The sequence below is a fragment of the Saccharothrix sabaoui genome (assembly GCF_051756985.1).
In the GTDB taxonomy this organism is placed as follows: domain Bacteria; phylum Actinomycetota; class Actinomycetes; order Mycobacteriales; family Pseudonocardiaceae; genus Actinosynnema.
The window spans coordinates 23,245-43,835 of the sequence record NZ_JBPKJK010000056.1; the positions used below are offsets into that span (position 1 = coordinate 23,245).

At 68.2% G+C, this 20,591-nt stretch carries 17 protein-coding genes; 10 read left to right on the top strand and 7 right to left on the bottom strand.

Going from position 1 to position 20,591, the window contains the following annotated elements; genetic code table 11:
* Positions 1-40 precede the first annotated feature (40 nt).
* The 4 genes from ACR807_RS19175 (at position 41) to ACR807_RS19190 (ending at position 3,004) form a co-directional block, all read left to right on the top strand.
* A complete protein-coding gene (locus ACR807_RS19175) occupies positions 41-262 on the top strand; it encodes a hypothetical protein (RefSeq protein WP_438922709.1) in 222 nt (73 codons plus the stop codon).
* Positions 240-575, top strand: a complete 336-nt coding sequence (locus tag ACR807_RS19180; RefSeq protein WP_438922710.1) for a hypothetical protein — start codon at positions 240-242, stop codon at positions 573-575. Before ACR807_RS19175 ends, ACR807_RS19180 begins: the two co-directional genes overlap by 23 nt.
* The gene (locus ACR807_RS19185) at positions 553-1,122 is read left to right on the top strand and encodes a hypothetical protein (RefSeq protein ID WP_438922711.1); all 570 of its coding nucleotides are present in this window, start codon (positions 553-555) and stop codon (positions 1,120-1,122) included. Before ACR807_RS19180 ends, ACR807_RS19185 begins: the two co-directional genes overlap by 23 nt.
* Positions 1,123-1,429: 307 nt before the next feature.
* The gene (locus ACR807_RS19190; protein ID WP_438922712.1) at positions 1,430-3,004 is read left to right on the top strand and encodes a transcriptional regulator; all 1,575 of its coding nucleotides are present in this window, start codon (positions 1,430-1,432) and stop codon (positions 3,002-3,004) included.
* On the opposite strand, the gene ACR807_RS19195 is transcribed toward ACR807_RS19190, so the two are convergent.
* The 3 genes from ACR807_RS19195 to ACR807_RS19205 form a co-directional block, all read right to left on the bottom strand.
* Entirely contained in the window at positions 2,993-3,343 is a 351-nt protein-coding gene (locus ACR807_RS19195; protein ID WP_438922713.1) for a signal peptidase I, read from the bottom strand. The two genes, ACR807_RS19190 and ACR807_RS19195, sit on opposite strands and share 12 nt — an antisense overlap.
* On the bottom strand, positions 3,340-4,908 hold the full coding sequence (locus ACR807_RS19200; protein WP_438922714.1) for a transcriptional regulator: 1,569 nt from the start codon (positions 4,906-4,908) through the stop codon (positions 3,340-3,342). Before ACR807_RS19200 ends, ACR807_RS19195 begins: the two co-directional genes overlap by 4 nt.
* Before the next feature lie 137 nt (positions 4,909-5,045).
* Positions 5,046-5,429: a helix-turn-helix domain-containing protein gene (locus ACR807_RS19205; RefSeq protein ID WP_106614129.1), complete on the bottom strand. Its 384-nt coding sequence runs from the start codon at positions 5,427-5,429 to the stop codon at positions 5,046-5,048.
* A 167-nt stretch (positions 5,430-5,596) separates the two neighbouring features.
* Between ACR807_RS19205 and ACR807_RS19210 the strand changes: the two genes are divergently transcribed.
* From ACR807_RS19210 to ACR807_RS19235, 6 genes are all read left to right on the top strand, one after another.
* Positions 5,597-5,791, top strand: coding sequence for a helix-turn-helix domain-containing protein (locus ACR807_RS19210; protein WP_438922715.1), 195 nt, complete (start codon positions 5,597-5,599; stop codon positions 5,789-5,791).
* Positions 5,788-6,117 carry a WhiB family transcriptional regulator gene (locus ACR807_RS19215; RefSeq protein WP_438922716.1) on the top strand — a complete coding sequence of 110 codons (330 nt, stop codon included), beginning with the start codon at positions 5,788-5,790 and terminating at the stop codon, positions 6,115-6,117. The genes ACR807_RS19210 and ACR807_RS19215 overlap by 4 nt, the downstream gene beginning before the upstream one ends.
* A complete protein-coding gene (locus ACR807_RS19220) occupies positions 6,114-6,446 on the top strand; it encodes a hypothetical protein (protein WP_438922717.1) in 333 nt (110 codons plus the stop codon). Before ACR807_RS19215 ends, ACR807_RS19220 begins: the two co-directional genes overlap by 4 nt.
* Complete coding sequence (locus ACR807_RS19225) at positions 6,443-7,054, top strand: hypothetical protein (protein WP_438922718.1); 612 nt, start codon at positions 6,443-6,445, stop codon at positions 7,052-7,054. The genes ACR807_RS19220 and ACR807_RS19225 overlap by 4 nt, the downstream gene beginning before the upstream one ends.
* Entirely contained in the window at positions 7,051-9,150 is a 2,100-nt protein-coding gene (locus ACR807_RS19230) for a cell division protein FtsK (protein WP_438922719.1), read from the top strand. The genes ACR807_RS19225 and ACR807_RS19230 overlap by 4 nt, the downstream gene beginning before the upstream one ends.
* Before the next feature lie 131 nt (positions 9,151-9,281).
* Complete coding sequence (locus ACR807_RS19235; RefSeq protein WP_438922720.1) at positions 9,282-11,252, top strand: recombinase family protein; 1,971 nt, start codon at positions 9,282-9,284, stop codon at positions 11,250-11,252.
* Between the two features lie 213 nt (positions 11,253-11,465).
* On the opposite strand, the gene ACR807_RS19240 is transcribed toward ACR807_RS19235, so the two are convergent.
* From ACR807_RS19240 to ACR807_RS19255, 4 genes are read right to left on the bottom strand one after another with little or no spacing between them, the layout of a single operon-like run.
* On the bottom strand, positions 11,466-12,704 hold the full coding sequence (locus ACR807_RS19240; protein WP_438922721.1) for a DUF2399 domain-containing protein: 1,239 nt from the start codon (positions 12,702-12,704) through the stop codon (positions 11,466-11,468).
* The gene (locus tag ACR807_RS19245) at positions 12,704-17,662 is read right to left on the bottom strand and encodes an SbcC/MukB-like Walker B domain-containing protein (RefSeq protein WP_438922722.1); all 4,959 of its coding nucleotides are present in this window, start codon (positions 17,660-17,662) and stop codon (positions 12,704-12,706) included. Before ACR807_RS19245 ends, ACR807_RS19240 begins: the two co-directional genes overlap by 1 nt.
* Positions 17,659-18,909, bottom strand: coding sequence for a DUF2398 family protein (locus ACR807_RS19250; protein WP_438922723.1), 1,251 nt, complete (start codon positions 18,907-18,909; stop codon positions 17,659-17,661). Before ACR807_RS19250 ends, ACR807_RS19245 begins: the two co-directional genes overlap by 4 nt.
* Entirely contained in the window at positions 18,906-20,453 is a 1,548-nt protein-coding gene (locus ACR807_RS19255) for a DUF2397 family protein (RefSeq protein WP_438922724.1), read from the bottom strand. The genes ACR807_RS19250 and ACR807_RS19255 overlap by 4 nt, the downstream gene beginning before the upstream one ends.
* Positions 20,454-20,591 lie beyond the last annotated feature (138 nt).

Consider the following 20,591-nt stretch of genomic DNA (forward strand, 5'->3'; position numbering starts at 1 on the left):
ACCGCTGGCCAAACTCCTGGTCAACGGATCGTCTGAGGTGGTGATGGTTGTGGTGTGGAGTGAGTTGGCGAGTGATCTCGGCGGCATGGCGCTGTTCTTGGTATGGCTCGTGATCCCTCTGCTCTACCTCGTTGCCGTCGGTAGGCAGTACGTGCGGCAGTGCCAGGAGAACGCACAGGCGGCGGTTTGGGCGCGGGATGAGGTGCGCCTGATCCGTGAGGAGCAGAGGGAAGGCAGTCATGATGGTGACGCTGGTGAGTGACGGCGAGCAGGGAGAGGGTGGGGAGAGGCCCGTCTCGCTGTTCGATGATCCGAAGGTCGTCGGTGAGGTTCAGGAGTTCGTGGACGATCAGGCTCCGCGTGTGTTCGCGATGGTGCAGGAGACGTTCGGGCCTCCGGAGGACTTGCAGATCGTGGCGTGGGGGATGACCACCAAGACGGGCGTGGAGGTGGTCGGGGTGCACGGCGGGGCGCGTATGGGTCTTCAGTCGGCGGAGAACGCGCTGATCTTCTACCGGGCCGGTGGGCGTGCGATTCCCCGTATCTTCTGGGTTGGCGGCGAAGGTGGGGAGTAACGGGCTGGAGACCGCGCTGGAGTGCGTCGAGCGGGGGTGGCCGGTGGTTCCGGGTGCGCTGTGGATCGATGACACCTACGTCGATCCCGTGACGAACGCCGAGTCCGATGCGCTCGCCCTGTCATCTCCGGCGTTGGCGACGCTGGACCCGGAGGAGGTCCGGCGTCTGTGGCCGGTGGTGGGGGAGGGCGTCACGCGGTCGACGTTGGCTGTCCTTGGGACGCTGATGACCGCGCTCGTCGTGGAGCTGGAGCCAGCGCGGCGGGTGATCGAGTCGGAGGCGTTCAGGACTGCGCCGACGCCGGTGGTGATGCTTCCGGTACCGATGTTCGGCGTGATGATCGAGTCGGCGGTGTTCGTCGTATCGTCGGCCGAAGGGTTGAACGAGAAGCTGGTCTTCCCCGCGGATGGGTTGCTGCCGCTGCCGCCGGCTGTGGTTGAGGGGTACGAGACGCGGTGGCTCGTGTCGCCGGTCGAGAGTGACGGGTTGCTGAGCGGCCGGGAGCTGGCGCGGCTGTTGGCGCTGGAAACCTCCAACCGTCGTTGACTGCGTCCTGACGGTTGGGCATAGGTGCCGGACGCCTCCCGACACCCGTGGGACGGGACGGCCGTGTGCGAACCATCCATTCGGATGGCGTCGCGCACGGCCGTTTCGTGCGTTTGGGACGGGTTGATGTGTCCCGTCCCAAACGTCACTACGGCGCGTTTTCGCTGGTCAGTGCTGATGTGCTTGGTGTCCCGTCGGTCGGGACGGGTTGGTTGGGTGGAACGGGCCTCGGGACGGGTGACTGCTGCGTCGTGACACACTGAAATCAACGGCTTGTCAGCGCAGAATCAGCCGATAAGAGGTGGTCATGCGGACGGCGCGCACGGTGCTTGAGCAGAAGATCTGGGACCGACAGCAGACGCTGGAGGAGTTCGCCGAGTACGTCGAGGTCTTCGCACGGGAGGCTGGAGAACCCGGCACGATCAGCTTGCGCCACCTTCACAGGTTGGCTGCGGGGCGGAGGTCGTCCGGTCAGCCGCTCGGTCCGGTGCGGCCGGTGACTGCTCGGCTGTTGGAGAAGATCTTCCGGACCAGCATCCATGACCTGTTGGCGGAGCCTTCGGCCGCTGGCTCTGCGGGCAACAGGGTCGGCAAGCTGGACATGCGTGGCAACGCCGATTTGGCCGGCATGGCGGATTGGTTGGACGAGCGGGCCGGGTGGGCGCCGGGGGAGAGTCGGGCGAAGGTTCACGCCAAGCTCGCCACGTTCGAGGCGGGCGCGCTGGTCGACTGGCGGTATCGGCGCACGAGGGCGAGCCGGGAGCAGATCGTTCGGGCGCTGCGTGCGTACTACCGCCGTGGAGTCGCGGAGTACGACATGTACCGCGTGCGTTGTGGTGGCGAAGACGTCAGGACCAGCATCCTTGCTCGTCACGAGTGGCTTGATCAGCCCGCTTCGTTGACGGCGGAGAACGACCGCCTGGTGCTTGCCGGCCGTCGTGACGGCCCGCGCGCTGGCTTGAGTGAAGCGGCGGCGGAGGCGGCCGTGGCACGGCTCGCTGAGTGGGCCACGTTGGACGTACGAGTCATGAACCTGCCGCTCTACCGGCTGTTGCGAGTAGACGTCGACTCGGCCATCGAGGGCACTGTGGGGTTGGTGGACTTCGCCGAGTACGCGTTGACGGCGGACCTGCTCGAAGGCGAGCTGGTTGACGCGGTGGTCTCTGGCGCGGGCCCGGATGCCCTGCCGCTTCGGAGCGAGTTCTTGCCGAATCTCGACGCCGTGCTCGACCTACCGGGCCGGGTGTGCGCGGGTGGTGTGCTGGCGCTGTGTGCGATCGCTCGACCGCGTGATCCGTACCGGGGAGCGCCGGACTACGCGCTGCTGGTGCAGGAGCGGTCGGGGCATGTGCTCAACACGTCCGGGCGGCTTGCTGTCGTGCCGAAGGGCTTCCACCAGCCGTTGACCGATGTGCGTGCGGACGCTCGGGTCAGTGCCACGCTGCTCCGTGAGCTGGAGGAGGAGCTGTTCGGCCGCGACGAGGTGGACACCACGGTGGGGGAGGGTCGTGCGGCTTCGCCGATGCACCCTGGCCGGTGGTCTGCGCCGATGAGGTGGCTGCGTGATGATCCGAGCAGGATGCGGATGGAATGCACCGGGTTCGGGTTCAACCTGGTGAGCGGGAATTACGAGTTCGCCAGTCTTGTGGTTATCGAGGACGAGGAGTTTTGGACGCGCTTCGGTGGGGCGATTGAGTCCAACTGGGAGGCGTCTGGTCTGCGGTTGTATTCGAGCCTCGATGACGAATTGATTGCTGATTTGGTGACGCACAAGTCCTGGAGCAACGAAGGGCTGTTCGCGTTGCTCCAGGGACTTCGGCGGCTTGCGGAGATTGGTGGCCGGCGGGTGAAGCTGCCGGCGGTCGAGGTGTCAGGTCTGTGACGGCCACCGGACCGTGAGGACGGTCGAGTCTTCGAGCGCTTCCCACGAGTGATCGACGCCGGCACCCCACATGACGTAGTCGCCGGGGCGGGTCATGGTGGTGTTGCCTTCGGTGGTGTCGATGCGGAAGTTGCCCTGTACCAACAGGACCAGGGTGGTTCGCTGGTCGTCGGAGGTCCACTCGACGCGCTTGTCACCCGCCGGGTGGTTGAACCACTTGACCTCTACGTCCTTCTGGGACCGGACGCCCTCGGACGGGTCGATGAAGTGGCCTACCAGCCAGCCGCGGGTCACCGCGCCGTCCTCGTTGGCGTTTCCGGCTTGCCAGTTGGCGGTCACTCTGTCTCCCATTCGATCGTTGGCAGGTTCACGCGACTTCCGCCGATTTGCCGTAGGCGGCGGAGTCCCTGGAGGAGCGCGAACAGTCCTTCGTTGCTCCACGCTACATCGTTGGTCAGTTCTTCGAGGCTGTCGGTGTCGAGGCTGGAGAACTGACGGAGGTTCGCTGATTCCCAGTTCGCTCGGACTTGTCCGCCGAACTCGGTCCAGAACTGTTCGTCTTCGATCACGATCAGGCTAGCGAACTCGAAGTTACCGCTGACGAGGTTCAGGCCGAAGCCGGTGCACTCCATCCGCAGACGTCCGGGCTCGGCGAGCAGCCAGCGCATCGGCTCGGACAGGCGGGTCGGGTGCATCGGGTCCGCGTGGCGCTGGTCGCCGACCGTGTTGTCGATGTCGTCGCGGCCGAACAGCTCCTCTTCCATCTCGCGGCGGAGCGTCGCGCCGATCTGGGTATCGGCCCGGTAGTCGGTCAGCGGCTGGTGGAAGCCCTTGGGAATCACGGCCAGGCGGCGTGCGGCGTTGATGACGTGGCCGGAGCGTTCCTGGACCAGCAGGAGGTAGTCCGCTTCGCCGCGGAAGGGGTCGGCTGGCCGTGCGATCGCGGTCAGGGCGAGAGCGCCGCCCGCGCACATGCGGCTGGAGACGTCGAGGACCGAGAGCAGGTTGGGTAGGTAGGCGTCGCGGAGGGGTAGGGCGCCGGGGCTGATCGGCTGGTTGGTGGTGAGCGCATCGACCAGCTCGCCTTCGAGCAGGTCCATCGTCACCACGTACCCCACGAAGTTCGTCACGCCGACTCCGCCGCCGAGCTTGTTCCTCTGCACGCCTACGTCGAGTAGTCGATACAGCGGCATGTTGACCATGCGGTTGCCGAGCGCCAGGGCTTCGGCCAGCCGCTGGGCCGCGCGTCCAGCGCTCTCCTCGTTCATCGGCTGAAGATCGTCCGGGGTTACGGTCGACAGCTTGAGCCGGTCGTGGGCCGAGATGAGTGGGCAGTCGAGGTCGAGCCAGTTCGGGTGCGTGAGCACGGTCGTGGACGCGCGGGTGGCGGAGCCGAAGCGGGCGGCGTAGCGGCCGTGGTCGGTGGTGGTCGTGCCGTAGTACTCAGCGAGCGCTCGTGCTGTGTCGCGCTGGTTCACCCGACCTCGGCGGACGCCCCGGTCCTGTAGCGCGCGGACGTCCAGGCGGACGAGGCGGGCGGCGACGTCGCGCCGTGCCGTTCCCGGCTCCCAGCTTGCGTGCTGGTCGAGCCAGTCGAGCGCCGCGACGATGTTCGGGTCTGAGCTGAGCCGTAGTTCGGCGTCGGCTGCCGAGCCGTCGGGGAGGTCGAGCTTCGGTGTGATCAGGGCGGCGAACCTGGACTTGACCGCTGGGTCCGCCTGGTCGTGGGTGGTGTCGAGGAGCTGTTGCATCTCGGACTTCGGCTTGAGGTCCGGTTTCTGGTGCCAGCCGGCGACCGTGCGGACGGCGATTCCCAGGTGCTCGGCGAACGCTTCGTTGGTGAGGCGCATCGCTGCTTGGAGTGCGCTGGCGGTTCGGCCGGTCCAACCCTCGTGCTGGCTCATCTTCTCGCTATCCCCCGGAGCGATGTGCACTGGTGGTGCACTGGATGTGCATCGGTGATGCATGGGGCCGAAGGCCTCTCCGCTGTGGAATTGAGCCTATGGAAAGCAGCTCGTTCTACCAGCGGAAATGCATCGCGCTAGCGGCGGTCGCGGACGTGTTCGATCACGGTCGAGAGGTCCGACTTGAGGTCGTCGAGGCGGTCGGTGATGTCGTTGAGCCGCTGCTCGAAACCGTCCAAACGGGACCAGAGGCTGTCGGTCGGGTTGGTGATCGGCTCGTCGGCTTCCGGTGGCCTTCGACCGTGCAGCACGGAGTCCAGGTGCTGCGGGTGCCAGCCGAGCGTGGTCGACAGGGACTCCAGGGTCCGCGGGCTGCGGCGGCGCTCGACTGTGTGGTGCTGGATCTCGCGGACGATCGCTTGGGAGACGTGCGAGCGTTCCGCAAGCTCCCGTTGACGCCAACCCAGCTCGTTCACGCGCTGGTTGATGGCCTTGGCGACTGCCGCCCAATCCTCCGACACGTATTCCTCCGCGCTCCGCCTCAGCGCTGAGATTAGCCGTCTTCCGCTGTTCCGTGACGTGACACGGCGCATTTCGCGTCGGGTGCGATCAAACGCGCCTTCCGTTGCGCTGAAATCAGCAATCTAGAGCTGAAATCGTCAGCTCGATTAGTCGAAGGGCTTTTCTGATGCGTACTTCTCTGTCTTCTTCCGGCTACACCGTTCGTCAGGCGGCTTGGGCGCTCGGAGTCGAGCCGGCCACGATCCACCGCGCCGTTCGGCTCGGCAGGCTGCCGCTGGTGCGGCGGCACGGCCGGTTCGTCATCCCGGTGGTCGCGCTCGTGCGGCTGCTCGGCAAGCCCCGTTCGGGAGGCACGCCGTGAACCTGGTTGAGATCGCCTGGGAGCTGGACCGGCTCCGGTGGGTGCCGAGTGCGGTGCTGGCCCTGGTCGTGGAACGCGACGGGCTCTGCATGGAGGCGTTCCCGGACTTGCCGCCGTGGATTGACGAGGAGATGACCGATCGGGAGTTGGCCGCGCGCATGTGCGCCGGCTGCCCGGTGCGGGACGAGTGCTTGGAACTGGCGTTGCGCACGGCCGGGGCGGACACGGTCGGCGTGTGGGGTGGGCTGGCTGCCGATGATCGGCGCGATCTGCACCCGCACTGGCTGCGACGCGGTGAACGGGTCGAGAGGGGGCCGGGTTCATGAACGCTCTCAGCCTCACTCCGACGCAACTGCTCGCTGGGCTCGGCGTGGTCCTGGTGTTGCTGCTCGTCTGGCGGGCTGGTGCTCGGCGAGCGAAGGCCGCCGCGAGTGCGGCACGGACGAGTGCGCGGCTGGTGTCGCTCGCTGGCCGGGTGGCCGTGAACGCGGTATTGATCGTGCTCGTGCAGTGGGTCGTGATCACCCATCGCGGTGACGGGTGGCTGCTCCTGGTGGTGCTCGTCGTGCCGGCGCTGTTCGCGTCCTATGCGTTGACGCGAGCGCTGACCGTGACGACGTACGAGCCGTCTCGTCGTCGGGGTGAGCGACGATGAGTGAGCCGGTTGATCGGGCGGCTCGACAGGTTGACCGGTTGTGCTGGACGGGGATCTTGCTCGGGCTGGCGTTCACGATGACCAACGTCCAGCAGTTCGCAGCGGCTGGTGCGCCGGTGTGGTCGCTCGCCTGGGCTGCGGCGTGGCTGCTCGATCCGATGGTGTCGCTCGTGCTCCTGGCGATTCTCCGGGCCGAGCAGGTCACCGCGCGGTACGGCGTCCGGATGGGCGGGTGGGTGCGGGCGGCGAAGTGGTTCACGCTCGCTGCCACGTACGTCATGAACACCTGGAGTGCGTTCGTGGCCGGCTCGGCGGCGCTCGTGGTGCTGCACTCGGTGCCGCCGTTGGTCGTGTTCGTGGCGGCGGAGGCGGTTACGGAGTTGCGGGACAAGCTCGGCGCGGCCGTGAGCGCTGCGCCGAGCGCTCCGCCGGCACCGGCGCCTACGGCTCCGCGGACGTCGTTCGCGGACTATCTCGCGGTGGCTCGGGCGGCGCGGACGCCGGACGTGAAGGTGACGCCGGCGTGGGTCCGGGAAGTCACCGGGTGCTCGCGCGGGTTGTCGTCACGGCTTGCTGCGGCGCTCATGGAGGACGGGGGCCGTTCATGAACGGCGACCTGGTGCCTACGGAGCCGGTGCTCGATGGCGAGTTGGTCGGTGAACCGAAGACGTTGGTTCGGCGGTTGGGGAGCGGCTGGCGGCGAGGCGGTGTCGTACCGCCGAAGTTGAAGTCATCACAATTCCTTCAGTGTTGGTTGAAATATGTACTCGGATGGCTTGTGGGTCTGCCGAGTCGGTTCGTCAGCGGAGTGGGCAGGGGAGCAGTGGTAGCGGCTCGCGCGTGGCGGCGCTGGGTTCGCGTGCGGGACTACCGGGAGGCTGCGGAGCAGTCCGAGAAGTTGGCGGACAAGTTCGTGGAGATCCGCGTCTTGACGCTGTTCCGGTGGAAGGTGACCGGTGCGGTGGTCGGGGCTGTCGCGGCGGCGCTGCTCGTTCTGTACGTGCTCTATGGCGGGATTGTCTTGTGGAGTGCCGCCGGGTTGGTGTCGGTGGTGCTGGCGATCGTGGGGCGTCGGAAGGACGGCTCGCCGGGGCGCAAGGCGGTGTTGGGTGGACCGCGCACACTGGCTTGGACGATGGACTCGCAGCTCCTGGTCGACGCGTTCCGGGACGCGAAGCTGATCGGCAAGGACGAGACCTTGCGGTTGGTCGAGCGCGCGGCACGTGTGGGTGAGGGCTGGGCGGTCACGGTCGACCTTCCGGCCACGCGGAAGGCTGTGGACGTCATCAAGCACCGGGACGCGCTGGCATCGGCGCTGGCGGTGGACGAGGTGCAGCTCATCGTGGAGCGGGTCCGCGGTCGGGGCGGGCACGCGGGGCGGGTGGCTCTGTGGGTGGCGGATGAAGACCCGTATGCGGGTGCGCCGTTGCGGACGCCGCTGCTCGACGTGGAGCGGTGGGATGCGTGGCGGCCGGTGCCGTTCGGTCGGGACGCGCGGAACCGGCGGATTGATCTTCCGTTGGTGTGGACGTCATTGCTCGTTGGGGCGATTCCTAGGCAGGGCAAGACGTTCGCTACTCGGTTGGCTGCCGCTGGGCTCGTGCTGGACCCGTACGCGCGGCTGTACGTGTTTGACGGGAAGGGTGGCAAGGACTGGGAGGCCGCCGAGCAGATCGCCTACCGCTACGTGTGCGGGGACGAGCTTGAGCACGCGTACGCCGTGCGGGATCACCTCGTGGAGTTGGTGGCGGAGGTCCAAGCGCGGTATGCGCGGATGGCCACATTGGACGATGAGATCTGTCCGGAGTCGAAGATCACGCCAGCCATCTCGCGGGACGCAGACCTTGCGATGCCGATCACTGGGGTGGTGATCGACGAGGTTCAGGTGTTCCTGGAGAACCCGACGCGTGAGCAGGTGGGCGGCAAGAAGACCACGCTCGGCGCGTACATCGCGGACCTGTTGACCTACCTCGTGCGGAAGGGACCGGCGGCCGGTGTGGTGGTCATCCTGGCCACTCAGCGGCCGGACTCGAACACCATCCCGTCTCGGCTGCGGGCGGTGCTCGGCTCGCGGTTCGCGCTGCGGGTGATGGACTGGCGTGACTCGAACATCGTGCTCGGCGAGCAGATGAACACGCGTGGGTACGACGCTTCGACGTTGTTGCCGAGTCACAAGGGCGTCGGCATCCTCCGGCCGGACGGCGAGACGGACGCTGGGACGGACATGATCGCCATGACCGTGCGGACGTACTACATGCCCAACGCCGAGTGGAGGGTGATCTGTGCGCGTGGTCGAGCGCTGAGGGAAGCCGCGGGCACACTCGCCGGTCACGCCGTGGGTGACGATGCGGCACGTCCGATCGACTCGACGTCGGTCGTCAAGGCGATCGTGAGCGGGACGTCGGACGGATGGGTCGTGGACCTGCCGGAACCGTTGGCGGCGGTCGTGGACTACCTCGGCGAGGAGCTGGACGAACGCGAGTTCGTGCCCACATCGGAGCTGGTCGAGGGGTTGGAGGTCGAGGCGGTCACGTTCGCTCGCGAGATGAGCGAGCTGGGGTGCAAGCCGCTGCGGCAGTACGTGCCGGATGGGGAGACCTCACGGCGTGTCCGTGGCTACCTGACGGCCGACATCCGGGCGGCTGTCGAGCGAGTAGGGATGATGAAATCGGCTCGCAGGGCGGTGATCAGGCATGACCGGTGATGGCCGTGTCACCGTGCGCCTGCCGGATGAACTACCTGTGCTGACGGCTTCTACCAGCCGCATACTGCTTGCCATACTGGTCGAACTGACCGAGGTGGAGGTCTTGGACGGACCTCCGGGAGGGGGTGACGATGACTGTTGAAATCAGCCGAGATCCGTGGGCGACGCTGGACGAGCTGCTGGGCGTCGAGGTGGTCGAAGCGATCGAGGACGGGATCGGGCCGGTAGCGGTCTACGGGCGGTGCTCGACCGAGGACAACCAAGATCCCGAGACGTCGCGTGGTTGGCAGTTCGGCAACGCGCGGAAGTTCGTGGAGCCGCTTGGCGGTGTCGTCGCTGAGGAGTTCTTCGACGTAGGGCAGTCGAGGTCCGTGCCGTGGGAGCGGCGCGAAGAGGCGGCTCGGCTGCTCGCGGCGTTGAAGGACTCGTATCGCGGGTGGAACGCCCTGGTGGTCGGGGAGGGCACTCGGTGTTGGTTCGGCAATCAGTTCTCACTCGTCGCGCCGAAGTTCGCCGCGTACGGCGTTGACCTGTGGGTGCCGGAGCTGGGCGGGAAGTTCGACGCCCGGAACCCGTCACACAAGATGCTGATGAGCGTGCTCGGAGGGATGAGCGAATCCGAGCGGCAGCACGTGCAGGCACGAGTTCGCGCGGCGATGGACGCTCAAGTCGTGAACGAGGGGCGGCACCAGGGCGGACGTGCGCCGTACGGTTACGTCGTGGTGGACGGTGGTCCGCACCCGAACCCCCGGAAGGCGAGTGAGGGCTACCGGTTGCGGGTGCTGGCCATTGACGAGCAGTCGGCGGAGGTGGTCCAGCGGATCTTCGCCGAGTACGTGCGCGGTCGAGGTGACCGGGCGATCGCAACGGGCCTCAACAGGGACGGGATTCCCTGCCCGTCTGCTCGGCGGCCGGACCAGAACCGGCACCGGTTGGCCGATGGCTGGCAGGGCAGCACGGTCCGGGCGATCCTGGACAACCCGAGGTACACCGGGTTCGCGTTCTTCGGCCGGTGGGCGCGGCAGGAGATGCTGCTCGACCCTGACGACGTGGCGGCCGGCTACGTGATCCGCTTCCGGCGGGCGAGCGCCGACCGGATCGTGCGGTCCCGCAAGCCTGCGCACCCGGCGATCGTGAGCGTTGAGGAGTTCACGCAGGCGCACCTGCTACGCAAGTCGAAGTCCGCTGGCGGGCTCAAGACGGCACGCAAGACCGAGCGCGCCGAGCGGCCCACGAAACGGCCGTACCTGTTCCGGGGCATCGTTAGGTGCACCGCCTGCGGTCGGAAGATGGAAGCAAGCCCACGAGCGCGCGGCGTGTACTACCGGTGTCCGGCTAGGACGCTCGCGCCCGGATCACCTGCGCTCGCCACGCATCCGCCTACGGTCTACCTCCGCGAGGACGTTCTTCAGGATGCGGTGAACGGGTGGCTCGGGCGATTGTTCGCGCCGGAGAACCGGGACCGGACCGTTGCCGCCCTGTTGGAGTCGCAGGGAGCGAACGGCGCGGCGAACGGCAGGGAGGCCGTGAAAGCGCGGCTCGCCAAAGCGGAAGCTCAGTTGAGCCGGTTCCAAGAGGCGATCAAAGCGGGAATTGACCCGCTGGCACTGGTCGAGCCGATGAACGAGGCGCAGGCGGTACGGGCAGCCGCGCGGGCGGAACTGGAGGGAACGCCGGCACCAGACGCGCTGAGCGCAGCCGAGGTGCACGCGATGATCGACTCACTGGGTAACGTCGGAGCGACCCTGGCCGATGCTGAGATAGAGAGCGTGGCGAGCCTCTACAGGGCAGTTGACCTGCAAGTTCGCTACACGCACACGGCCCACGAGGCTGATGTGATCATCAAACCCGTGGGCCGTGTGAATAGTGCGCGTGTCCGAGAGGTTTGCCCGAACACGCGCCCGTGGGAAATTCCCCACTCCTGTCGAGGAGGGGTGGCTCATAAGTCCAGCTTAGCAGGGGCGCGAGCCTCCTGTGGCAAGAGTGGGGGATTCCCCACGGAGACTTTCATGCAGCGGAAGCCGGAGCCCTCTTCGGTGAACACGCTCCGTCACTACGGGCGGCGTCTGCGGGTATTTTCGGCGTTAAACGACGCGAAGTGAACTCGCTAAAAATGTTGACAACATCACAAACTTCAATAGTTGGACGCTTGCACTGGTGGCCTTATTGGATGATATGGCGGGAAGTGCTGGAGGCTGTACGAGGGACAAAGCTGCGAAGCCGAACGCGTTCAGCGGCAGTTCGACAACCTCGAAGACTACGTCGACACGTGACTTTCCAAGGCGTGCGGACGACCGTTTGGATATGATTCGTGTTCAAGTCGAGTGCGTATGTAGATCGGGCTGATCCGTGAGAAGCTCTCCCAACACCGCGTCGTGTTCTTGGTACACGATGCGTCCGGAAAGGGCGATGGCATCTCGGAGTCCGGGATCGAGCCAGTCGGCAGGCTCACCGAACGGCACGGCAGACGGCTCCGCCCCGGCGTGCCGGACGACGTCCGCAGACATGGCAACCAGCGTGGCTCCGTACGTCGTCGCGACCTGGCCGGCGATGCGCAGGCCAGGGCCGTCCAGGTCTCCCGCGTAGCGCAAGGCAACGCCCTGGTCGACGGCGAGTTGGAGCAAAGCGTGGTCGACACTGCCGAGGTGGCCGCTGGTGCATGCGAAGGCGAGCGGGCTTCGGTGGCGCATCGCGGCTTCGAGGACGGAAGGGTTCTCCACAACGGTGAGCACCTGGGGAGCCAGCGTGGGTGGGTGCACGGTCAGGTCCAGCAGCGTGACCGCTACCGGTGTGGTCGCGTCGCGCAGGCGGCGGTCCACCGGGCCGTCGCCGACCACTCGCACTTGGTGCAACAGGACCGTGGCGGACAACCGGTCGGCGAGGATGCCTACCTCGGTCAGCAGAGCCCGGATCAAATCGGGACGTGTCGGTTCGGGCTTGCCGGTCCACTCCGCGACCGCGCTCACGAGCCGCGCGCCGGCGAGACGATCGAGGTCGAAGAAGTGGGGATCACCCGCATTGTCGTGGGACAACTTGGCCAGGCTGATCGGTGGATCGCACGGCAGTGCGGAGACGATCTTCGCCAGCGCGTCGGTGAAGCGCCGGACCGACGCTTCGTCGTCGGTTCCCGCGGCGCGCATCCGCGCGACCAGACCAGGCAGGGTGGGCAGCTTCGCCTCGACTTCGGCCCAGAGGTCACGTCGTTGGGCGAGGGCTTCCCGTCGCAGGGCCGCCGAGTCGATCACCGGACGCCCCACGGCCAACTCAACCAGGGGGAGCAACTGGTCGGTCCCTACTCCGAGGGCGGTCAGCACTTGGCGCAACGGCACCACTGCCGCGCCGTCCCGGACTTCCACGGCCGATTTGTCGCGTCGACGGCGCGTGGTGGTGTCCAGCCACGCCCTGAGCAGCGCTATCCCGTTGGTCGACAGGCCGTCCACGCGAATCCCTGCGATGGCCTCCGGTCGAGCACCCGTGCACAGCCTCCTGTGCACGGCCTCCCACAGCGGAGCCAGGTCCTGGTCGCGTGCCAGGTCGTCCAGCCGTGCTGGCATCAGTCGTCGCTCCTGCCGAGGGCCAAGTCGAGGGTCAGCACTTCCGGCTCGCCCTGTCCCTCCCACAGCCACGGCACGGTGACGCGGCGCTTGCCCGCGGTGACGACCTGGTGGACCACGACCCGACCCGTTTCCTTCTTGATCATGGGAGTGATGAACGGTGCGGTCGCCAGCACGTCGAACTCCCAGGATCGGAGGAGGGCAAGCACCTGCCGGAGGTTCGGTTCGTCGAACGCGGCGTCGATCTCGTCGATCGACACCCACCGCGGTCCCCGGTAGTCCGCTCCGGAGTACATCGACCACGCCGCCGCGAGGAGGGGCAGCATGGTCGCCAACCGCCGCTCGCCGGTGGACAGGGTTTCCAGCGGGTTGGAACGCGCAGTCACCTCGCGGAACTTCCCCTGGTCCTGGTCGCTGAAGGAGGAGTGAGTGACGAAGATCTTCCAGTCGTGCCACGAGCGGTAGTCGAAGGTGTGCGCGACGCGGTCCTTCCACGACTCGCCCGCCTTCTCGTTCATCCGTTGGCGCAGCACGGTGTACATGTCCTCGAAAATCTCATCCGACTGCGGCTGCGAGATCAACTCGACCATGCGCCGGGCGTCCTCGTCCTCCCGGACGATCCAGTCGACCTGCACGCCGACCTTGGCCACACCGGTGCGCACCTCGGCAAGAGTGCCGCGGATGTGGCGAACCAACTCCTGGGCCGCCTGCCTGCGGACCAGGATGTCGCGCCGGAGTTGCGTGAACAGGCCCGTCTTCAAGGTGCGCTTCACGTCATCTCGCAGGTCCTCCTCCAACTGCGTTGCCGTCGCTTCCAGCTTCTCGACGGCAGCGTGGAGGTCTTCACCCCGGTTCGCTCCGGGGTCGGCCACCACGGCACGACGCCACTCGGTGCCCTCGACGGTTTCGAGCACGACTTGGCGGTCGAACCGCGCCAAAGCGCTGCTGGTCGTGCGGACGCTCGCCTCCAGTTGGGAGAGCGCCTGGGCGCGTGCCTGGCGAAGTGCCTCCAACCGGTCGGTTCCTCCCGTGCGGTCGGCCAGCAGCCGTCGTGCCCAGGTGAGAGCGGCGGTGAGGTGCGCGGGCTTGCCCGAGTCGTCCCTGAGGTCGTCCGGTACGGAGGCGAAGCGTTCCTCGACGAGCCGACCGAGTTGTCGCACGCACCCATCACGTCGTCTCTCGGCGGCCTCGCGTTGGGGCGCGATGCCATTGAGCGTGGCCTGTGCTGCGGCTGCGGCTTCTCCGGCCTTCTGACCGCGCTTGAGCACCCCGGAGTGCTCCTCCTTCGCGCCGGTCAGCTCGGTGACGACCTGTTCCCTGGCGGACCGCAGTTGCTCGTACTCGGCACCGTGCAGTTCCCGCGCCTCGGCGACGGCGGAGGCTTCACGGATCGCGGTGAGCCTGGCCTCCTCCACCTCAGCCCGCGACCTGGCGGCGATGTCGGCGCGTTGACGAGCCACGTCGGCCGAGGCGCGTGCTTGACGGGACAGGTCAGCGGCGCGCTTGGCGGCCTGTCCCCACAGCTCCACCTGGTGCCCCAGGCGGGTGACGATGGTGCCGTGCTCCCGGAGAAGCGTTCGTTCAGTGGGCAGCAACGTCCCGTCAGGCAGCGTGGCCGCGTGATTCAGCCGACGCAGGGCTTCCCGCACCGCCTCGCCGGCTTCCCGGTGGCGTTCCGCGGCTGGGATGACCAGCGCGGTCGCGCGACGCAACTCCTCCTCGTGGCGGTCCTCATCTGTGTGTGCACGCCGGACATCTTCCAAGTCGGGGAACGACGCGCGTTCGCCATCTGCCTCCCGCTGTGCTTCGGTCGCCTCGCTCAGTGCTGTGGCCGTCTCGGCTGCTGTCGTTCGACGTACCTCCGCTACCCGTGCCGCCTCGTCGGATTTGGAACGTGCCCGGACGGCGACCTCCTCGGCATGACGGAGCTGCTGCTCGGCACTGGCGACGCGGGAGACCCGCTTCGTCGCTGCCGCGTCCAGCAGGGCGAGCACCCGGTCCCGCTCCCGCTCCGCCTGGGTCGTGCGCTCCGCTGCCCGGTGCCGTGCCTGGTCCGCTTCGGCACGGAGCCGCTCCGCTTCCCGGCGCGCGTTCAAGAGTGCGGTCGGTTCGGGGAACGCGTCGCGTTCCGCCCTCGCCGCGAGGACGTCCGCCTCCCGCTTCGACACCTCCTCCTCGGCCGCGCCGACCACCGCCACGGCGCGGGCCAGTTCTGCTTCCAGGTCGGCGACCAGCCTCAGGCGCCTGCGCTCGCGGGTCGTGCGGCCGATGAACTCCGCGCGGTACCCCTCAGGTGCGGCTGCGGTCAGGGCCCCTGCGGCGATGATGCCGTGCTCGACCACCTGAGGAGCCGGTATCGACCGGAGCAGCGCGGTGACCCGGTCCGGGGGAACGCCGGGGGAGGGTTCAAGGCGCAACAGATCGGCCAGCGTGCGTCCCGGCGCCGGTACGTCGGAGGTGAGGACCAGGTCGCCGACCAGTGCCGAACCGTCCTGCGTCACGAGCGCGTCCAGCAGGCCGGAGACCAGGAGTGCACCCTCCAGCCGGTCCGCCTCGTCGGGTGACAAACCCTCGGCGAAGTCCACCAGGGCCCACAGCGGTACGCCCTGGTCCGGTCGGCGACCACGCCACGGGGGCGCCGTCGGAACCGGAGCCGCCCTCCGAGCATCGGCGAGTGCGCCCTCGACCTCGTCAACCGCGCCCCGAGCGCTCGTGACTGCCCGCCGAGCGGCGTCGACGAGGAGCTCCAGCTCTGTCTTCACCTGCGCGTGCGCTTGCACCACCGCGATCCGGACGGTGGCCGGGTCGATGTCCACGGCGGGTTCGGGGAGGGGGACGGTGGTCAGGAACCGCGCGGCATGGTGCCACCGGTGGATCTCCTCCACCCAACTCGTCGCGGCCCGCCCGGCGGCTGCGTCGGCTTCGCGAGCGGCTTGCTCGGCGATGTCCAGCTGGTGTCGTGCGGCGACCGTCTCCCGTGCGCACCTCTCGGCCGCCGAGTCGCGTCGGCGCCCGTCCTCCGCCTCCTCGGCCTGGTTCTCCTCGTGCACCGCCAAGAGCGCCGCGGTCGTCTCCCCGACTGCCTCCTCGGCGCTCCGCTGCTCCTCGCGCGCGGCGCCGAGCGACTGCTCGGCCTGATCCCGCAGAGCCGCGGCGGTGTCGGCGGCGCGGTGACGTCCCGCCACGTCGATCCGGCTGCGGACGAGGCTCTCAGCCGACGAGAGCCAGGCTTCAATGCGGTCCGGTGCCAGGCGCTCGCCAACCGAATCGCGCGTTTCGACTAGGTCGACGGGCACGTCGCCGAAGTGCGTGCCCCGTGCCTCCCAGGCGGCGACCTCCTCGACCAGTCGTGCCTCGGCCGCTTGGCGTGCCAGGGTCGAGTCCTCCGCGCGGTGCCGGGCCTCGGTCTCGTCCTGTTCGAGCCGGCGCAGCTCCTGGGCGACCGAGCGCTCGTCGCGTTGGGCGTCCGCGTGCGCCTGCAGCGCTCCGTCGACGCGGGCGACCTGCTCGGTGCGCGCGGCCACCCACGCCAGTGGGGTGGCGCACGTCTGCTGGAACTCGACCGCCGACGGCTCGTGCTCGCCGGCCGACGTCAGCAGGTCAGCGACCTCGAAGAGCCTGTCGAGTGCGGCGCCGGCTCCCACCTCGCGGGATGCGGAGCGCAGTTCGTCGGACAGCTCTGCGAGGTGGACCGCCCCTTCCACGGCGCTCGACGCGGCCTCGACGGACTGCTCGGCTGCGCTCCGGGCGTCGTGCTCGGCTTCGTCGGCTCGGCCTTCAGCTCGAACGGCCTCCTGCGTCAGTTCCGCCGCCCGGCGTTCCATGTGCGGGAGTTCGGCTCCGGCGTGACCGCGCAGCGCGGTGTCCGTCGCATCCCGTCGACCTTCGAGCTTGGAGATGTGGGCGTTCAGGTCCTTGAGCCGCTCCGCGGCCTCGTCCTGCTCCCGTCGGGCCGCGTCGAGCTTCGCGGTGGCATCCCGGGTCCGGCGCGTCTGGGCGTCGAAGTCCGTGTTGGCCGCCGCGAGCTGCGCCGCCTCCACCGCGACCAGCGCCGAGACATACCGTTGGTACCGCCTGTCGGTGGCAGTCAGCTGCTTGGCCTCGTCGCGCATGTCGACCAGTTGCGTCTCCAGTTCGGAGATGCGTTCCATGGCTTCGCCGATGACGGTCAGGCGGTCGGGGTCCAAGGCGGGCAAGGCCTCGGTGAGGACGGCGCGCATCTGAGCCGGCGGGATGGCTTCCGCGGTGCGCAGGCTCCGCAGGCTGCGCAGGACGCCAACGAGCGCTTCGAACTGGACTTCGTCCAGCGGGGCGAACAGGCGGGTGCGCACCGCGTGGCGGTAACCGGGTTCGTCACCGACCGCCGCGAGGTGCCCCGAAGCCTTCGACCTCAGCGGGGCGGCCGACGTGAACAACTCGCCACCGGCCATGGCCAGTTGAGCAGCCAGGTCCTCGATGCGGACGGGGTTCCCCTCCCGTTCCAGCACGAGTTGCGGGCCGACCCGAGCAGGCGCGATGAAGAAGGCCCGTTGAAGGTTTCCACCGACCGAACGCAGCCATAGCCCGGTGGTCAGGTAAGTCGTCTCCGAACTGTCCGCGTCCCGCATCCCGTATTCGAGCCACCAGGCGCCCGTGCGGTCCTCACGTTCATTGCGGTCGGTGTGCCTGCTGGTCAGCGTGCCCGCCGCCTTGCCCGACACGGACAGGGCGGTCTGCGAGGTGTCGGCGTCCAGGAGGAGCGTGACCAGCATGGACGCCGTCAAAGACTTGCCGGACCCGTTCGGGCCGGTCAGGGTCATCCAACCGTCCGCGAACACCAAGACCTCGTTGGACCAGGCCCAGGAGTTGACCACACCGGCACGGGACGGTTGCCAACGGCCGTCGACGCCCGGCACACCGACGGAAGGCAGATCGCGCACAGCCCCCAACCGCGTCGCCGGGTGCTCCGTAGTGCTCATCGCTCGCTGTGCTCCTCGGTGTTCGACGTGTTGGTGCGCCGGACCACGACCCGCCAGAAGTGGACACCGGGTGTCGGCTGCCAGGTGTCCTGCCGCACCGGTACGAGCAACCCGACGGCGACGAGTTCCGCAGCCGCCGCCCTCGCCAGCACGCGCAGGCGGTGGTCGTAGGCGGCTGCCCAGCGCGGCAAGGTCGTCCTCACCCGCTCGAACAACTCGACCACCTCGGAGATGTGCAGCTCGCGTTGCGGTTCGGCACGCCGGTTCACCGCCTCCAGCAGGGCGAGCGCCGCCTGCCGCTCGTTCCGCCGCCCGTTGGGGAAGTTGATCGACGTGCCGATGCCGGTGGCATCGGTGACCTCCCACCAGTCGCGCCGAGCGGTCGTGGTGAACCCCAGGGCCGCGGTGACCTCGAGAGCCCGGTCGCGGCCGGCGGGTGTGTGCAGGTACGGCATCGCGGCCCGGTCGTCGAGCGGGTCGGTGGCGGGATCGTCGACCAGGCGGCGGATGGCCAGCAGTCGCCGGTCGTCGACGGTCGGTTCGTCCACGGGGGCGGAGTCGTCGACCAGTACGCTCGACGACAGGGCATCGGCGTGCCGGGCCACCGGCAGTCCCTCCAAGCCGAGGAGGGCGGGAGACAGCGCCGAGAACTTCTGCGCCAATCTCTCCCGCGAGGCGGTGACCACCAGATCGCTCTCGTCCTCGCCGATTACGCGGTCGAGGTCCGCGTCCACGGAGATCGCCCCCTCGTTCTCCAGGAGTTTGAGGGCGTCGACGAGGTTGATCCGGCTGGTCCGCGCCTCCTTCTTCCCCGTGCCGTCGGAGGCGACGATCTTGAAGTGGGGCAGCTGCCTGGTCGGCGCCTCGGCGGCGCACACCTGGGCGATGGCCTGCATCAACTCGCGCAGGCTCATCCGCGGCCTGCGCCACAGCTGTTCGCACACGAGCGCGACCAGTACAAGCACGTCCTTCGAAGCCAGGTGCGCATCACGGCCGTCACGGCGTAACCACGGTCCCCGGTCGGTCGGCACGTCGGTGCGACGTTTGTGGAGGCGGACCAGTTCAGCGGACTCGACGACCTCCAGAGTCCAGCCGAGCTCCGTGCGGAAGAATTCGGTCAGGTCGCGGCGCCCCTGCACGGCGGCCCGGTACAGCTCCACATCGCGCTCGGCCAGGATGCGACCGGTGGCGATCAGTTTGCGCGCGGGCTCCCGGAGTTCGGGAGTCAGGGCACGGGCGCTGCTCATGCCGCACCGCCCTTGCGTTCGGTGTCGGGATCGGTCTCGACGTCGGCGGACGGGATGACGCGCACGCGAACATCGGGGGCGGTCAGCACCCCGTTGGAGAGTCGGACGCGGACCACCCTCCCCGGGACCCCGATCCTCACCATAACCTGCAGGTTCGCGCTGTCCGCATAGGCTCGTCCGAGGCCGGTGACGGGGTCCAACCGGGTCAGCGCGACCTCGATGGTGCGCATCAGGACCGTGGCCGCGTCGGCGGTGAGCCCGGCGAAGTGGTCCAGCCCGACCTCGCCACCGGTCTCCAACAAGGCGATCAGCCGTTGCCGGTGCACGGCTTGCTCTGCGGCGTCCTTCAGTGCGGCCTCGCGCTCCTTGCTCGTGTCCGCCACCTTGCGCGGTCGTCCGCTGGGGGGTCCGTGGCGCTCGTGCTCCCGCAGTGTCACCTCGACGTGGTGTCTGGTGCGGCTACCCACCGCCAACGTCCCGTGCGCCACGTCCTCCTCGGTCGCCCGAGCCACGGCGTGCCACGCGGGCCAGTCCCCGAACGCGGCGGCGTACACACGCCGGGCCTCGACGTCCGTCGGCTGCCCGTGGAGACTCCGCGCCAGGATCCGGAAGTCGTGCCCGAGGTCGGATCCCCTCCGGCGGGCCGTGTAGCGGCGGTCGATCGCCACGAGCAGCGTGTGCACGGCTCCCGTCGCCGAGGCGATCAACCGGTGCACTGTGCCGTCGGGGTGGAACCACGCCTCCAGGTCGGCGAGCCGCCGCACCCTGTCCTCCACCCAGCTCTGCTGATCGGCCGCATCGATCAAACCGGCGTGGCCGACCGCAGCCTCCACCAAGGCGTGATGGCCCGCCGCTCGCAAATCCTTCAAAGCCGCTTCCACTCGCTGCAGCGCTCGTTCGTATTCGCGAGGGAACTGCCGCAACGCCTCGACGACCCGGTCCCGGTTCTCGCCGAAGACATCGTCGTCGGTGACGTCGGACTGCACCATCTGGGCGAGTGCCGCGTAGAAGTCGGCGGTCACCTTCTGCAGTTCGTCGACCCGTGTCCGCACGTCGTCCAAGTCCACCGGGAGCAAACCCGGGTCGCTATCCGCGTGTGCCAACAATCCGCGGATCGTGCTCTCAACCCCGTCGAGGAGCCTGCTGGGCAGTTGCAGTGCTCTCCGTGCGTCGACGATTGCGAGTCGCACTGCGGCGACGATCCCCCTGCCCTTGCGGGTGAGTGCCCACGATTCCTGTCGGACGACCATCCCTTGAAAACTGCGGACCGGCGCCGCGTAGTCCCGGAAGGGCTCGGCGAATCCCCATTTGGCGAGTTGGTCGAGCGCCGAACGCAACTCACCCTCGGGTAGGGGATCGTGGTAGCCGACCTCCTTGGCCTGATCGGCGATTTCGGTCAGAGTGGACATGGGGCCGCGAGTGGACAACTCCTCCAGCGCGGCCAGCAGGGCGGTATACCGCTCCCGCACCAGGTCGTCAGGCATGGCGAACGCCGTCCAGTCGCTCGCCTCGACCTCCTGCCACCACCGCCGCGGCTCCCGCACTGCTCCCCCTCCGGCTGCTTCACCACATCATTTCCGCAAAAATGCGGCCATATGGGCGTTGTTCGACTCGCTCGCCGTTGAGGGCGACCTGGTCACCGTAGCCCAGGCGGGCGGCATCATGCACGTGTCAAATTTGTG